Genomic DNA, 16,608 nt, shown 5'->3' on the forward strand with positions numbered 1-16,608 from the left:
TTATGAAGCTATCAAGAAACGTAGGCATATTTTTGCTTATCATCTTCAATATTACAATTGACCAAATTTCAAAAGTACTAGTTCGTGCTAATTTTGAATATGGTGAAATCAAAGAACTTATTGGTAAAAAGTTCATTATGCAATATGTAGAAAACAAAGGCGCTTTTCTTGGTATGGGAAGTGATATGAATGACACCTTAAGACTTATTCTATTATTAATTCTACCAACACTAGTTTTGGGTTATCTCATCTATTACATTACTGTAAATAAAACCTTAGATAAATTAAGCACAATTGCTTTAAGTTGTATTGCAGGAGGAGGAATTGCAAATGTTTTTGATCGCATAGCTTTTGGCAAAGTCACCGATTTTTTCTTTATAGACTTAGGCGGTATTTTTAAAACTGGTATTTTTAATATCGCAGATATGTCTGTTACTTTTGGAATGATTGTGCTTGTATACACATGGTTTTTATCATCTAAAAAAATCCCTAAAACTTAAAGGAATTAAAAAAGCCAGTTCAATTTGAACTGGCTTTTTTAATATATAATTAGAGGATTATTCATTAAGATTTCGGATGTTTTTTTCCCATTTCCAAGCAGATAGCATCGCATCATCAAGCGTAGATTCTGCTTTCCAACCTAAAACCGTATTTGCTTTTTTAGTATTTGCATAAGCTTTTACCACATCGCCTTCTCGTCTTGGTGCAATTTTGTAATTAAGGGATTGTTCTGATACTTTTTCAAAAGATTTAATCACTTCTAATACCGAACTTCCAACGCCAGTACCAACATTAAAGGTTTCAAAATTAGATTGATTTTTGTTTTCTAGAAGGCGTTCTAGAGCTATTACATGAGCTTTAGCTAAATCAACAACATGAATATAATCTCTTATACAAGTACCATCTGGTGTGGGATATTCATTACCAAAAACAGACAAACACTCACGAAGTCCAGCTGCAGTTTGTGTAATAAAAGGCACTAAATTTTGAGGTACACCAATTGGTAATTCGCCAATTTTTGCTGATGGATGTGCTCCAATCGGATTGAAATAACGCAATGCAATTGCATTTAGATTATCATTTACTTTACATGTATCCTTTATAATTTCTTCTCCAATCTGTTTTGTGTTTCCATAGGGCGATTCGGCAGGTTTAACAGGAGCTTCTTCAGTAATAGGCATTTCATCTGCTTGACCATAAACTGTGCATGAAGAACTGAAAATGAAATTAGAAGTTTTTAAATTAAGCACCTCTTTAAGCATGTAAATGAGCGTATTAAGGTTATTTTCATAATACAATAAAGGTTTTTCAACACTTTCACCAACAGCTTTACTGGCAGCAAAATGAATAACACCTGAAATGTCATTATGCTTTAGAAAAAAACGTTCAACCGAAACTTTTTCCTTTAAATCTATTTTTTCAAAAATTGGTGGTATTCCCGTAATAGCTGTTATGCCTTCAATAACCTCTATTGAGGCATTAGACAGATCATCAATAACGACAACTGTATAACCTTCGTTTTGTAATTCTACAACAGTATGGGAACCAATGAAACCAAGTCCACCAGTAACAAGTATTTTTTTCATTTCGTTTAAGAATTTACAAAATTGATAACTGTAGATGTAATGAATTTTATTTGTTCATCATCTAATTCAGTATGCATTGGCAATGAAATTACTTCTTTTACCAATTGATTTGTAACCGTAAAATCAGCTTCGTTATATCTCGAATCTTGATACGCTTTTTGTAAATGCAAAGGAATTGGATAATACACTCCACAAGGAATCCCTTGTTCATTTAAGTGATTTACTAAAGCATCTCTATCAGTATTTAAAATCCTAAGCGTATATTGATGAAAAACATGACAATCACAATTCTCACAAATGCCTTGACATAATTCTTTACCGCTTGGAGTAATTATATTATCAATATCTTTAAAAGCATTGTTGTAAGCTCTAGCTGCTTTTCGTCTTTCATAATTATAAGTATCCAGTCGCTTTAATTTTATATCTAAAATAGCTGCTTGTATTGAATCTAATCGAGAATTGACACCAACAACATCGTGATGATATCGAACATACATTCCATGATTTACAATACCTCTAATAATATGTGCTAAATCATCATCATTAGTAAAAATCGCTCCACCATCTCCATAACATCCTAAGTTCTTTGATGGGAAAAATGACGTAGACGCAACATGACCAATAGTTCCAGCTTTTGCTTTTCTGCCATCACTATAAGTATATGTTGAACCAATACCTTGAGCATTATCCTCGATAACGTAAAGGTTGTGTTCTTTTGCAATGTCCATAATGGCTTCCATATTTGCACACATACCAAATAAGTGCACAGGAACTATTGCTTTCGTTTTTGGTGTGATGGCCTTTTTAATGGCATCAATATCTATATTGAATGTTACAGGATCTACATCAACTAATACTGGAGTTAATTGTAATAAGGCAATAACCTCAACAGTTGCTGCAAATGTAAAATCTGCAGTAATTACTTCATCTCCTGGCTTCAATCCTAATCCCATCATGGCAATCTGCAAGGCATCAGTACCATTTGCACAAGGAATTACATGTTCAACACCTAAATAATCTTCCAGATTTTTCTGAAACTCATGAACCTTTGGTCCATTAATATATGCTGTAGAATCTAACACCTCTAAAACAGAGCTATCAACCTCAGCTTTTATTTTGCTATATTGACCTTTAAGGTCAACCATTTGAATTTTTTTCATACAAGACGAAATTACGAAATTCATGAGCATTAAGCAATGAATTTATTTCAAAGAACAGTATTTTAGCAGGAACGTAAATGTTTACATATTGTATAATTTAGGAATACATATACTTTCATTCATTTTAAAAATCCTAGCTTTTTTTAATTTAAAAATTAAAAAAGGGATTAAAGGTCGTAGTGAAACGTTTAACTTATTAAATGAAAAAATAGATGCCAACGATAGGACCATTTGGTTTCATTGTGCTTCCCTAGGTGAATATGAACAAGGTTTGCCTGTGTTTGAGTCCATTAGAAATAAATATCCATCCCATAAAATTGTATTAACTTTTTTTTCACCTTCAGGATATGACATTAGGAAGAATACGCCAATTGCGGATGTTGTTACCTATTTACCATTAGACACTAAAGCAAATGCTAAGCAATTTTTAGACATTGTCAATCCAATCTTTACAGTATTTGTGAAATACGATATCTGGCCAAATTTTTTAAACGAGTTGAAAAGTAGACAAGGTCGCGCGATTTTGATTTCGGCTTTAATTAGAAATAATCATGCTTATTTTAAATGGTATGGTCGTCATCTTCGGAATGCTCTTCGAGCGTTTGAACATATATTCGTTCAAAATGAAAACTCAAAAATACTTCTTCAAAATATTGAAATTTCAAATGTCACCATTTCTGGGGACACAAGGTATGACAGGGTTTCGAATCAATTACTGCAAAACAATAGTCTAGATTTTATTTCAGAATTTAAAAATGATAGCCTATGCATTGTTATTGGTAGTTCATGGCCAGAAGATGAAGCCATTCTTATACCATATATTAATGAGCATGCTTCAAAGCAAGTGAAATTTATAATAGCGCCTCACAATATTAATAAAGTTCAGATTGATGGTATTACCAAAAAATTAAATGTTGAATATGTACTATTTTCTGAAATGGAAAACAAAACACTTGTTAATTACTCCGTATTTATAGTAGATACAATCGGGTTGTTAACTAAAATTTATAGTTATGCAGATATTGCTTATGTAGGTGGAGCCATAGGTACGACAGGACTTCACAATATATTAGAACCAGCAGTATTTGGAATTCCAATTATTATAGGAAATAACTATGAGAAATTTCCAGAAGCAAAAACAATGATTAAAAAGGGTGGTGTGATTTCTGTAAATGGTAGTAATACTCTAAATATTGAATTAGAACAATTGGTAAATTCTGAAGAGGATAGAATACAATTAGGTTCAATTAACGAAATTTTCATTAAAAAAAATAAAGGAGCTGTAAACCAAATCATGGATTACATACGTATATAAGACTGAAAATTGTAAGTAAAGCCTTAGCCTGTTAACAAAAAGTTAATTTTTTTAAGGTCTTTTCAATTTAACTTATTAATTTCGTGTATTATTAATTAACACTAAAACTATTACAATGAAAAAATTATTATTAAACATCGCATTGGTATTGGCACTTGTTGTATCTGTATCATGTAGAGAAACTAAAGAAGGTGCTGAAGGAGCTGCTGATGCTGTTGAGAATGCTGCTGAAGAAGCTGGAGATGCTATTGAAGATGCTGCTGATGCTGCTGGTGATGCGGTAAACGATGCTGCTGATGCAGTAAAAGATGGCGCTGAAGATGCTGTTGATGCTGCTGGCGATGCAGTTGATGCTGCTGGTGATGCTGCTGGTGATGCAGTTGACGCTGTTAAAGATGGTGCAGGAAATTTAGTAAATGATGCTAAAGATGCTGTGAACGATGCTGCTGCTAAAGCTAAAGATGACGCTAAAGACGCAGTTAACAATGCCGTTGACAAAGCTAAAAAAGATGGTAAAGATGCAGTAAATAGTGCTGTAGACAAAGTGAAAAAAAACAACTAAATTTTTAAAAGTTGTTTGCATAAAAAAAGGGTCTGATAAAATCAGATCCTTTTTTTATACAAGTATTTTACCTTTTCAATTAATTCATAATTGAATTATTCCTATCAGACCAACAGTTTCATTATTAATTGTTGGAGCAATCATTACGTTTTCTTTGCCTTTAAACGGATTCCAGTCAAATAGATAATCGAAATGATAGACTATTTTGGTAATTAGTATTCCCAGTCCTGCTCCTATCAACACATCTGAAACATAATGCGCATTATTAGCTATTCTTAAAACGGCGGTTGATGACGCAAAAATATACCCACTGTAAGCAAGTAAAGGACTTGTGTCTTTAAATTCTTCATAAAGAACAGTCGCTGACGTAAACGCCTTTGACGTATGACCCGAAGGAAAAGAGTTTTTATTATAACCGTTTGGTCTTGTTTTCACTATCAATCCCTTAAAAGCATTGGTTGTATATTTGTTTACTAAGTGGGAAATGAATGCATTTTTTGATTGATCAAACCAATGATGTTTTGCTTCAATTCCAATTATGTCAGCTGCATACATTTCTACTAGAGGGACATACCAAAGGTAATCGTCTAAATTCGTATGAAAATCATTTCCAACTTCATTTCTAATATCGATTTGAAATTGTTTTTCAAAATTGCTATTCGTAATTAATAAAGAAGATCCAATTAAAACTGCAGGTACAATTGACTTCTGTAACAATGTTTTATCAGTCCTTTTAATGGATGGCACTAAACTATCATTTTGAGCATATAAATTACAAACACTAATAAACAATAAGATTGCACTAAGTATTGTTGATTTTCTTAGAAAAAAATAAAATCGTTTTTGTGTTTTAGTTTGCAAATGCATAATTTTTAAAGAATATTTTCCCAAGGACCAGTAATAGCAATGGTATCGTCATTCTGCTGCAAGTTAACAAACAAGGTTTTTCCTGATGGTGAAAACACAATTCCTGCAAATTCAGAATCGGAGCTTTCGTTACATCCAAAAACTACAATCTCTCCATCTTTTTTAATTCGAAGTATTTTATTGCGTTCACCATTATCCTCACACACTAATAAGTCACCAGAAGGAGTAATTGTTAGATTATCACACATGTTTAATACGCCTCTATCATTTGACTCTATAAAAAGTTCAAGGATACCAGGTGTTGAATTTTCAGTTTCAGAACCTTCATCTGGCGAGAGATTGTATTTGAAAATTTGTCCGCCTTGTCCTTTTCCTCCATTGGTACAAGTGAAATACAATTCATCCACACCAAACCAAATCCCTTCTCCTCTGGCAAAGCAAGCTGCACCTTTATTAAAACCTCTATACCTTAAGTCATCTTCAGGCGCTAACACATTATCAATATCTAACCATTCTACTTGCTCTTGACCTCCAACTTTCATTGTCTGAACATCCCAATTTCTAGTATCTAAACTTTTCTTTCCTTTTATGGCTAATACTTGCAGCTTTCCTCCACGATGTAGTTGTTCTTTAATATTTGGAATAAACCTATAGATTAAACTATCAGGTCGATCTTCTGTTAAATAAACTATACTCGTCTTAGGATCTACAGCTACTGCCTCGTGTCTAAACCTTCCCATGTCGGTAATTGGTTTTGGATCAGTTATCGTATCACTATAGGCAGAAACTTCAAACACGAATCCATGATCTTTTTCTGCTTCTTCTCCAACTTTAGTAACATCTTCTTCACAAGTTAACCAAGTTCCCCAAGGTGTTACACCTCCAGCACAGTTTTGGTACGTCCCAATAAGACTTAAGTGCTGCTTTGTAACTTGCTGAGTTTTTTCGTTATAAACAAGTGTTGTAGTTCCTCCAAGACCTGGATTAGACATTCCACCAGCATCATATAACTGATTAGGTTCTAATCGACCTAATAACCTGTTAAATGTACCAAAAGGTCCTCTAGATATTGGTGAAGGATCGTTTTCATGATTTCTCACAATGATGACCTCATTCGGACTTAACCCTTCAAATGTACCCATTCCATCAGGCCTTCCTGGAACAAAAAAGCCATCATCCATTTTATCTCCAGACTGAGAAATAATTTTATAGGTAAATCCCTCAGGAAGACTTAAATATCCTTCAGGATCTGGACTTAAATTGAGTGCTGAATGGCAAGTTGAATCTTTTAAATCATTCATCTTACAACGAGAAAACACCATAAAACCCAAAGTTGTTAAGCTGATATTTTTAATAAAATTTCTTCTCCCTGAATTGGAAATTAAAGAATGATCTTTTAACATATAAATTGAAATTGCTGGAGTAAATATAAATGTTTTAAAATTTCTTAGTTCAAATTAAATGCTAATTAAAACATCTAGTTTCCTTCATTCTTTATTTTCAATTTTATAATTGATGTATTTTCTCTTCATCCATAAATAAGCAAAACAGTCCAATAATGGTCCTAAGAGACGATTCCATAAACCAAAATTAGCTTTACCTGCAATTCGCTCAAAATGCTGAACAGGAACTTGTTTAACTTTCCCATTCTGAAGTAAAATCATAGCAGGTAAAAAACGATGAAGTCCTTTAAACATTGGTATGCGTTGAGCATACTCCGTTTTTATTAATTTAAGCGGACAACCAGTATCGTCCATGCCATCTTTAGTAAATGCACGACGAATAGCATTTGCTATTTTTGAAGTTGCGTTTTTTACGAATGAATCTTTACGAGAAGCTCTTACACCTGTTACCAAATCGTATTCGTCAATATGGTCTAACAACAAATTAAAATCCATAGGTGTCGTTTGTAAATCTGCATCGATATAACCAACAATACTTGACTTTACTGTATCAAATCCTGCTTTGATAGCTGCACTTAATCCATAATTTCTATCGAATAGGATGTAGTTAAAAGCTGTAGTTTCATTACATAATTTTTCAATTATTACTTGGCTTTTATCCTTGGATCCATCATTTACAAAAAGGACATCAGTTTCAATTTTTGATTGATTTACAAAGGACTGCAATTCCTTATGCAGACGTTCTAAATTATCTTGCTCGTTATAAACAGGTACGATGATTGTTAATGATTTATAGGCAGTCAATAGTTCTTAATTTTACAACTAAATATAGTCTAATTCTAAAAAAATATTAAGATTTACGCTAGTTAAAATTAACTATAAAGTTTATGTATTTAAATGAACTTTATACTTAAAACCAAAAAAGCCAGAACTTTCGTTCTGGCTTTTCATCTGTACTGAAGACGGGACTTGAACCCGTACGTCCTAATGGACATTGGATTTTAAGTCCAACGTGTCTACCAATTCCACCACTTCAGCGTTTTAGTCTCGACTGACTAAATTGGTATGTTTTTAAGCGTAGAGCGAAAGACGGGATTTGAACCCGCGACCCTCACCTTGGCAAGGTGATGCTCTACCCCTGAGCTACTTTCGCATTAGCAATGTATAAGAACGTTCTTTGTTATTGCGAGGGCAAATTTAAGACTTTTATCAGAAAAGCAAAGCCTTTTTAAAAAAAAACTCAGATATTTTTATGCATGTTTCTTTTTCAGTAACATACGCTTTATTTCATTCAGCTTCATTAAGGCTTCAACTGGTGTTAATGTATCAATATCTATATTGACAATTTCCTCTTTAATCTGTTCTAAAAGAGGGTCATCCAAATTGAAAAAACTCAATTGCATCTCATTATTTAGTGTTTTAACCTTGTCTGTTAATTCTTCACTAGAATGCGATTTTTCTAATTGTTTTAAAATTTTATTTGCTCGATGAATCACTTGCTGAGGCATTCCTGCCATTTTAGCTACATGAATCCCAAAGCTATGTTCACTTCCACCTTCAACGAGTTTTCTTAAGAATAGCACGTTATCTTTAAGCTCTTTTACTGAGACATTGAAATTCTTAATACGATCAAACGTTTCGGTCATTTCATTCAACTCATGGTAATGGGTTGCAAATAATGTTTTCGCACGACTAGGATGCTCATGTAAATATTCACTTATAGCCCATGCAATAGATATTCCATCATAGGTACTTGTTCCACGACCTATTTCATCGAGCAACACCAAACTCCTATCTGAAATATTATTCAAAATTGAAGCCGTTTCATTCATTTCAACCATAAAGGTCGATTCGCCCATTGAGATGTTATCACTCGCACCTACTCTCGTAAATATTTTATCGGTTAATCCAATCGTTGCGCTTTCAGCGGGAACAAAACTTCCCATTTGTGCCAATAAAACGATTAATGCTGTTTGACGTAAAATTGCAGATTTACCAGACATATTTGGTCCAGTTATCATTATAATTTGTTGCTTTTCGCGATCTAAATAGACATCATTTGCGATATAAGGTACACCATGTGGCAATTGCTTTTCAATCACTGGATGCCTTCCGTTTTTTATATCTAACTCATAAGTTTCAGTTAGTGTTGGCCTTGAATAATTATGTTCAATGGCTAGTTTTGAAAATCCACAAAGACAATCTAACTGTGCAATAAGTGCTGAATTTTTTTGGACTGGCTGAATAAAATCAATCATCCAATGGATTAACTCAGCAAACAATTGTTGCTCAATTGCTAAAATACGTTCTTCAGCACCAAGTATTTTAGTTTCGTATTCTTTTAATTCTTCAGTAATATAGCGCTCTGCACTCACTAAAGTTTGCTTTCTAACCCATTCTTCAGGAACCTTATCTTTATGTGTGTGTCTAACTTCAATATAGTAACCAAATACATTATTAGACGCAATTTTCAACGAGGTAATTCCTGTGCGCTCACTTTCACGCTCTAACATTTTATCTAGATAGTCTTTTCCCGAAGTAGAAAGAGCTCTAAGTTCTTTCAATTCTGATGAAAAGTCTGAAGAAATCGTATTCCCTTTTAGTATATTGACTGGAGCTTCTTCATTTAAAGTCGCTTTTATGTGCTCGCGAAGTGTTTCACAGGCATCCATCTGTTCTCCTAAAAGCTGTAATGCTCTATTTTTAGATTGACTTGCCAAAGCTTTTACAGGTACAATGGCTTCTAATGCATTTTTAAGCTGAACGACTTCTCTCGGACTAATTTTAGCTGTTGCAACTTTTGAAATTAATCGTTCAATATCTCCAATCTGTTTCAGTTGATGCTGAAACTTATTCAATAAGGTTGCATCTTTATTAAGAAACTCGACGACATCATGACGTTTTTGAATATCTTCAATATTCACCAAAGGAAAAGCCAACCATCGTTTAAGTAATCGTCCACCCATTGGAGAAATGGTTTTATCAATTACATCAACAAGCGTTACTGCATTTTGATTCGTTGAGTTATATAACTCTAAATTTTTAATCGTAAAGCGATCCATCCAAACATGTTCGCCTTTTGTTAAGCGTTGAATAGACGTGATATGCTGTAATTTATGATGTTGTGTTTCGCTTAAATAATGTAAAACCGAACCAGAAGCGACAATCCCTTCATACAAATCTTCAATACCAAAACCTTTCAGCGATTTGGTATTAAAATGCTTGAGTAAGGTCTCGTTGGCATAATCATCTTGAAATACCCAATCTTCTAAATAAAAGGCATGAAAATCGGTTCCAAAGGCGCCATTAAATTTTATCTTACTCGGTTTTGGCACCAATATTTCACTTGGCTTAAAATTTTGAAGAAGTTTATCAATATACTCTTCATTGCCTTGAGATATAAAAAACTCACCTGTAGACACATCCAAAAAAGACACACCTACTGCATACGAACCAAAATAAACAGCCGCTAAAAAATTATTGGTTTTAGAATGTAAAATATCATCATTTAATGCTACACCAGGAGTAACCAATTCGGTAACACCACGTTTTACTATAGTCTTGGTTTGCTTTGGATCCTCAAGCTGATCACAAATGGCAACACGACAACCTGCTTTGACTAATTTTGGCAAATAGGTATTTAAAGAATGATGTGGGAAACCAGCTAATTCAGTTTCGGTTGGACTACCTGCTCCTCTTTTAGTTAAAATAATATCTAATATTTTAGACGCTTTAACGGCATCACTTCCAAAGGTTTCATAAAAATCTCCAACTCTAAACAACAACAATGCATCAGGATACTTTGCCTTAATGGCATTGTACTGTTTCATTAATGGTGTTTCCTTTTTTACTTTTTTAGCCAATGGTTTTACGTATTTTTGTGAAAATTGTAAGACTGCTAAAGTACTTATAATTTGAAGTTTTATAAAGCTCAAATACCATAAGTTATCTACAAAACGTGTAAGATTTTAACATGAGAAAACTAAAAAACAGCGAACTTGACCGATTAAATGTAGACGAATTTAAGTCTGCAGAAAAAACAAAGCTCATTATTATTCTTGATAATATAAGAAGTCTTAACAATATTGGCTCGGTTTTTAGAACGAGTGATGCCTTTTTAATTGAAAAGGTTTATCTCTGCGGAATTACGGCCACACCTCCTCATAATGACATTAGAAAAACGGCCTTAGGAAGTACAGAATCGGTAGCGTGGGAATATGTTGAAAACACACTTGAATTAGTTGAAACCTTAAAAGCTGAAGGCACAACAATTATAAGTATAGAACAAGCTGAACGTGCAATCATGCTGAATGATTTTCAACCTGAATCTAAGCAGACCTATGCATTAGTCTTTGGAAATGAAGTAAAAGGTGTCGCTCAAGATGTGGTTGATGCTAGTAATCTGGTTATTGAAATCCCTCAATTTGGCACCAAACATTCTTTAAACATTTCTGTTAGTTGTGGTGTTGTGGTTTGGGACATGTTTAGTAAAATGAACGCTATTAACTCTTAATGGGAATCCAAATTTCTTCTTCAATATTTTGAAGATCTTTACTATAGTCTTCGCTTAAAATTTCGAAATGTGCTTTTTGATCCAATAGGTATCCTGAGTTTGGCAACCAGTCTTGAAAGATATAAGCTCGTTGTTTTGGAAATTCGGAAACTGAGCCTTTAAAACTAAACACAGCATAAGTACCAGATGCAATTATAAAGGATTGCATACCTTCTGGTATGGCACTATGATTTTCAACCTCAACACCAACCCATTTGTCAAATTCTGAATTTGGATTAGCTGGTGAATAGTCTTCACCATAATCTTGAATGGAAAATACATGAACTCCAATTCTAGATAGCACTTCTCTTCGTTTTGGCATAAACGATTGTGCTAATTGTTTTGTCTTTTCATGTATGGTTAAGACAGACGTTCTTGTTTTCATTCCAACAACCAATCGGTCTTCAATAATTTCAATGCGATGTACCATTAGGCATTACAAATTTCATTAAGCAACCATAAATAATCAGCTCGATTTTTCACGAAATCTTTTTCAGAAATATCGATGATTTTGACATTCAGTTCGCTCTGATTTTTCAAAAACTCAAGATAACCTGAGTTGATTTTTTCCAAGTATTCACTATCTATATTTTGTTCGTAATCTCGACCACGTTTTTTGATATTTTCTTGTAAACGCTCTGTGTTTTGATAGAGATATACATACAAATCTGGTTTAGCAATATCTTTATACATTAGATAAAACAACTTCCTGTAGAGTTTAAATTCATCTTCAGGCAAGGTGATTTTTGAAAAAATAAGCGATTTATAAATATCGTAATCACTTACCATAAAATCTTTAAACAAATCTAGTTGTGATAAATCATCACTAATTTGCTGATAACGATCAGCAAGAAAAGACATTTCTAAAGTAAACGCATAACGTTGTGGTTCTTCATAAAATTTGGGCAAAAACGGGTTGTCCGCAAAGCGCTCTAAAATGAGTTTCGCATTAAAATCTTGTGCTATTTTGTGAGCTAAACTTGTCTTACCTGCACCAATATTCCCTTCGATGGCAATATAATTCTGATTAGAAAAATTAAACTGCTTTGTCGGATTCTTAAGCCAAATTTTAATAGGCTCAATCTTACTTTTATCTTCACATTCTCCTAGCAACTCTGCAACGGTTTGTTCTAAAACAGGATGTTTCAGCTTTGAAGCAATATCGTGTAAAGGATGCAAAACAAACTTTCGCTTTTGTAATTCGGGATGCGGAACTTTTAGTGTTTTTGAATCTACAATGTCATCATTATAAAATAACACATCTAAATCTATTGTTCTTGCTTCATAGGTTTCAGAAGATGTTCTAGAACGTCCTAATTTGGTTTCAATTTCTAAAAGCTTGCTTAAAACGTCTTCCGAAGAAAAATCAGTTTCAGCATATAGGCACGTATTTAAAAAATCATCACCATCAAATCCAAAAGCTGGAGTATTGTACACTTTAGCAATGATATTCACCTTACCAATTTCCTTGAAAATCAAGTCCACAGCATCCTGCAGATGTTTTAATCTGTCGCCTTTATTACTTCCAAGAGCTATGTAAACGTGGTTAGGTGGATTCATAATGATTGCCAAAATAATGAAAAGAAATCCGTTTTATCTTATATTTACAGTAAGTATTTATTCACAATTTATGACCTTAAAAGATAAACTTGCTGCTCAGAAAATCTATTTGTTCTTGGCTGCTCTGTTTATTACGTCTTTAGTGGTTTCAAATCTTATATTTCAAAAGTTTTTTTATTGGTATCCATTTAATGTAGAAATTTTTGGAGCGAAGTTATTTGAAATCTCAGTTGGGATTTTACCGTATCCGATTACCTTTTTAATTACAGATTTAATAAGTGAAATCTACGGAAAGAAACGAGCAAACCAGGTGGTAGTGGCTGGGATTTTTGCTTCGGTGTTTTCACTACTTATTATTTTGGTGTCTGATAGCGTACCTGCTATACCTAAATCACCTGTTCAAGACGATTTGTTTTCAACCGTATTTGGAAATTCGGCAATAGCAGTTTTTGCGAGTATGACTGCTTATTTATTTGCACAGTTTATCGACATTCAAATTTATCACTTCTGGAAGCGCTTGACCAAAGGAAAACATTTGTGGCTACGTAATAATTTTTCTACTTGGTGCTCACAATTTGTTGACACATTTTCTATTGTATTTTTATTGTGTTCTTTTGAGATTTTACCTTGGAGTAGTTTCAAAGGTCTCCTCATTAGTGGCTTCCTTTTCAAAGTATTAGTTGCAGCGCTTGATACACCATTTTTGTATTTAGGAGTTTATCTCTTCAGAAAACGTTTCAATTTAACAATCAATGAAGAAATTGAATTAATCTAAAGTGCTAATCATCTTATCAATAGGGTTAAAATTTTACTAAACTTTAATCTAATTTGGTCTAAAGTGAGTAACACTTCGTATATATTTACACACGAATTAGAACAGACATCATTTTATGAAAAAAGCATTAAAAATTATAGGTATTTCTTTACTCATAATATTCTTTCTTTTATTAGCTATCCCTTTTGCATTTCAATCGCAAATTAAGGACATCGTTAAACGTTTTATAAATGAAAATATAAATGCACAGGTTGAATTTAGCGATGTAAGCTTAAGCTTTATTCGCAGTTTTCCGCAGGCACATGTGGAAGTTGAAGACTTGGTAATCACTAATTTTAAACCTTTTGAAGACGAAACTTTGGTAACAGCAAAAAATATTGCGTTTACCATGTCAGTCAAAGAACTTTTTAAAACCTCTAGTGAAGAACCAATTATTGTCAATTCAATTGCTATTGACCAAGCATTACTTACGTTAAAGACTGATGCCTTAGGTAATAACAATTACGATATTACTAAGGAAAAAGAAAATGCTTCGGCTAAATCTGTTGAATCAAATAGCTTCTCTTTTGACATTGAAGACTATAAGATTAACAATAGCGCAATCACCTATTTGGATGACATATCTAAAATTGAATTGTATTTAACCGAATTGAATCATTCTGGTCATGGAATATTTTCTGCTGAAGATTCTGAACTCGATACTGAAACTACTACCAATGTGAGTTTAAGTATGGATAGCACTAAATACCTGAACAATAATAGAATTAAGTTAGATGCCTTGATAGGCTTAGACCTAAACAATCAAAAATACACGTTCAAAGATAATAAAGGGTTTATTAATCAATTGCCATTAGAATTTAAAGGCTATGTGCAACTTATAGAAAATGGTCAAGATATTGATATCACATTTGAAAATCCAGAATCATCTTTCAAAGACTTTTTAGCTGTAATTCCAGAAGCGTATTCAAAAAATATTGAAGACGTAGAAACTACAGGAGATTTTAAGGTCAATGGAATAGTAAAAGGACAAATGACTGAAGAATCCATTCCTACTTTAGACATTCGAATTACATCTAACAATGCATCTTTCAAGTATCCAAATTTACCAAAACGGGTAAGTAATATTACCATTGATACAGCTATTAAAAATGAAACAGGACTAGCTGATGATACTTTTGTTGATATTAAAACGCTCAACTTCAAAATTGATGATGATGTTTTTAAATCGTCAGCTATCATAAAAAACATTACTGGCAACATGTTTGTAAATGCAGATGTTGATGGCACACTTAATCTAGGAAACCTTACTAAAGCTTATCCGATAGATTTTGACAAGGAATTAAGCGGCATTTTAAAAACAAAACTCAACACGCAGTTTGATATGAATGCCATTGAAACGAATGCTTATAATCGCATCAAAAACAATGGCACCATGAGCATTACCGAATTTGTATTTTCATCTCAAGATATTGTAAATCCAATACAAATTAGCAAGGCAGACATGACTTTTCATCCTGGTAATGTGACACTCAATAGCTTTGATGCTAAAACAGGAACCAGTGATTTTACGGCAACAGGCAGTATTAAAAACTTACTCGGTTTCTTATTAAGTGATAAAAAGTTACAGGGTAATTTTAATGTGAATTCTAATAATTTTGTGATAAGCGATTTTATGGTTGAAGATGAAAAAGCATCAAAATCATCAAACAAAACGACTTCAGAATCTGAATCCCTTAAAATTCCTGATTTCTTAGATTGTACAATTAATGCAAATGCTAAGACCGTAGTTTATGACAACCTTAATTTAAGTAATGTTAGAGGCACCTTATCCATAAAAGATCAAGAAGCAGATTTACAAAACATGACTAGTAATCTATTTGATGGCGTTTTGGCAATTAATGGAAAAGTATCAACAAAGACTGATACACCCGTTTTTAACTTAAATCTTGGCGCTGATGGATTTGATATTTCAAAATCATTTAAGGGTTTAGATCTACTCCAAAATTTAGCACCAATTGCAAAAGCATTGCAAGGAAAATTAAACACCACTTTGAGTTTACAAGGGACTTTAGACAACGAATTTTCTCCCAATCTTAATTCGGCAACAGGTAATGCGTTTGCAGAATTATTGACCACCAAAATTGATCCTAAAGAAGGTTCTGTATTGAGTAAATTAGAAGGCGCAATAAGTTTTGTGGATTTTAGTAAATTGGATTTAAAAGATTTAAAAGCAAATTTGAGTTTTGCCAATGGAAAAGTAACTGTAAAACCTTTCAAACTAAAATATGAAGATATTGACATTCAAGTTTCAGGTTCTCACGGATTTGATAAAACATTAGACTATAATGCGGTGTTTGATGTACCTGCAAAATATTTAGGAAGTGATGTAAATCGCTTGATTGGAAAAATAAATGATGCCGAAACAAATAAAATTAGTATTCCAGTGACTGCAAATATCACTGGTAGTTATACAAATCCGAATGTAAAGACAGATTTATCAAGTGGTATTTCTAATCTTACTAAGCAACTTATTGAAATTGAAAAAACAAAACTTATCAATAAAGGTAAAGACCAAGTTAAAGATTTATTAGATGGCCTTTTAGGAGGTAATAAAAATAATACAACAAAAGATTCTACATCTACAAAAACTGATAGTACGAAAACCAAAGATCCAATTGAAGAAGGCGTAAAAGGAATTCTTGGAAACCTTCTAGGAGGTAAAAAGAAAAAGAAAGATTCTACTAAAAACTAGGGATTTATACACTATAAAACCTAAAAAAAAGTTAAAATCGATAGTTTTTGAATTATTTTCATAAAGAAATACGTTT

The 16,608-nt window shown here is 32.9% G+C and carries 14 protein-coding genes and 2 tRNA genes; 6 read left to right on the forward strand and 10 right to left on the reverse strand.

The features are described from left to right. Window positions 1–2 precede the first annotated feature (2 nt). On the forward strand, window positions 3–500 hold the full coding sequence (gene lspA / locus VOI25_RS07545) for a signal peptidase II (RefSeq protein ID WP_323788447.1): 498 nt from the start codon (window positions 3–5) through the stop codon (window positions 498–500). Between the two features lie 57 nt (window positions 501–557). Here lspA and galE read toward each other — a convergent pair whose 3' ends face one another. Continuing rightward, window positions 558–1,586, reverse strand: coding sequence for a UDP-glucose 4-epimerase GalE (gene galE / locus VOI25_RS07550; RefSeq protein ID WP_323788448.1), 1,029 nt, complete (start codon window positions 1,584–1,586; stop codon window positions 558–560). A gap of 5 nt (window positions 1,587–1,591) precedes the next feature. Next, entirely contained in the window at window positions 1,592–2,746 is a 1,155-nt protein-coding gene (locus VOI25_RS07555; protein WP_323788449.1) for a DegT/DnrJ/EryC1/StrS family aminotransferase, read from the reverse strand. Window positions 2,747–2,834: 88 nt separating this feature from the next. Here VOI25_RS07555 and VOI25_RS07560 point away from each other — a divergent pair, with 88 nt between their 5' ends. Then, window positions 2,835–4,061 (forward strand): 3-deoxy-D-manno-octulosonic acid transferase, encoded by a 1,227-nt coding sequence (locus tag VOI25_RS07560; protein ID WP_323788450.1) that lies wholly within the window; start codon window positions 2,835–2,837, stop codon window positions 4,059–4,061. Between the two features lie 115 nt (window positions 4,062–4,176). Further along, the gene (locus VOI25_RS07565; protein WP_323788451.1) at window positions 4,177–4,623 is read left to right on the forward strand and encodes a hypothetical protein; all 447 of its coding nucleotides are present in this window, start codon (window positions 4,177–4,179) and stop codon (window positions 4,621–4,623) included. Between the two features lie 84 nt (window positions 4,624–4,707). On the opposite strand, the gene VOI25_RS07570 is transcribed toward VOI25_RS07565, so the two are convergent. The 6 genes from VOI25_RS07570 to mutS form a co-directional block, all read right to left on the reverse strand. Then, window positions 4,708–5,370 (reverse strand): phosphatase PAP2 family protein, encoded by a 663-nt coding sequence (locus tag VOI25_RS07570; RefSeq protein WP_323788452.1) that lies wholly within the window; start codon window positions 5,368–5,370, stop codon window positions 4,708–4,710. Window positions 5,371–5,495: 125 nt separating this feature from the next. After that, complete coding sequence (locus VOI25_RS07575; protein ID WP_323788453.1) at window positions 5,496–6,791, reverse strand: alkaline phosphatase PhoX; 1,296 nt, start codon at window positions 6,789–6,791, stop codon at window positions 5,496–5,498. A 186-nt stretch (window positions 6,792–6,977) separates the two neighbouring features. Then, window positions 6,978–7,697 carry a glycosyltransferase family 2 protein gene (locus VOI25_RS07580; protein WP_323788454.1) on the reverse strand — a complete coding sequence of 240 codons (720 nt, stop codon included), beginning with the start codon at window positions 7,695–7,697 and terminating at the stop codon, window positions 6,978–6,980. A gap of 150 nt (window positions 7,698–7,847) precedes the next feature. Next, a tRNA-Leu gene (locus tag VOI25_RS07585) sits at window positions 7,848–7,931 on the reverse strand. Between the two features lie 43 nt (window positions 7,932–7,974). After that, window positions 7,975–8,046, reverse strand: a tRNA-Gly gene (locus tag VOI25_RS07590). Between the two features lie 97 nt (window positions 8,047–8,143). Then, a complete protein-coding gene (gene mutS / locus VOI25_RS07595; RefSeq protein WP_323788455.1) occupies window positions 8,144–10,756 on the reverse strand; it encodes a DNA mismatch repair protein MutS in 2,613 nt (870 codons plus the stop codon). 110 nt (window positions 10,757–10,866) lie between these two features. On the opposite strand from mutS, the gene VOI25_RS07600 reads away from it, so the two are divergent. Continuing rightward, window positions 10,867–11,406, forward strand: coding sequence for an RNA methyltransferase (locus VOI25_RS07600; protein WP_323788456.1), 540 nt, complete (start codon window positions 10,867–10,869; stop codon window positions 11,404–11,406). Here VOI25_RS07600 and VOI25_RS07605 read toward each other — a convergent pair. Further along, window positions 11,396–11,875 carry a GyrI-like domain-containing protein gene (locus VOI25_RS07605; protein ID WP_323788457.1) on the reverse strand — a complete coding sequence of 160 codons (480 nt, stop codon included), beginning with the start codon at window positions 11,873–11,875 and terminating at the stop codon, window positions 11,396–11,398. The genes VOI25_RS07600 and VOI25_RS07605 overlap by 11 nt on opposite strands. Further along, window positions 11,875–13,005, reverse strand: a complete 1,131-nt coding sequence (gene folK, locus VOI25_RS07610) for a 2-amino-4-hydroxy-6-hydroxymethyldihydropteridine diphosphokinase (protein ID WP_323788458.1) — start codon at window positions 13,003–13,005, stop codon at window positions 11,875–11,877. Before folK ends, VOI25_RS07605 begins: the two co-directional genes overlap by 1 nt. 70 nt (window positions 13,006–13,075) lie before the next feature. Between folK and VOI25_RS07615 the strand changes: the two genes are divergently transcribed. Together VOI25_RS07615 and VOI25_RS07620 are read left to right on the forward strand one after the other, a co-directional pair. Further along, a complete protein-coding gene (locus VOI25_RS07615; protein WP_323788487.1) occupies window positions 13,076–13,780 on the forward strand; it encodes a queuosine precursor transporter in 705 nt (234 codons plus the stop codon). Window positions 13,781–13,895: 115 nt separating this feature from the next. Continuing rightward, on the forward strand, window positions 13,896–16,532 hold the full coding sequence (locus tag VOI25_RS07620; RefSeq protein ID WP_323788459.1) for an AsmA-like C-terminal region-containing protein: 2,637 nt from the start codon (window positions 13,896–13,898) through the stop codon (window positions 16,530–16,532). Window positions 16,533–16,608: the final 76 nt, after the last annotated feature.

This window comes from Psychroserpens sp. (genome assembly GCF_034670085.1).
Classification (GTDB): domain Bacteria; phylum Bacteroidota; class Bacteroidia; order Flavobacteriales; family Flavobacteriaceae; genus Psychroserpens.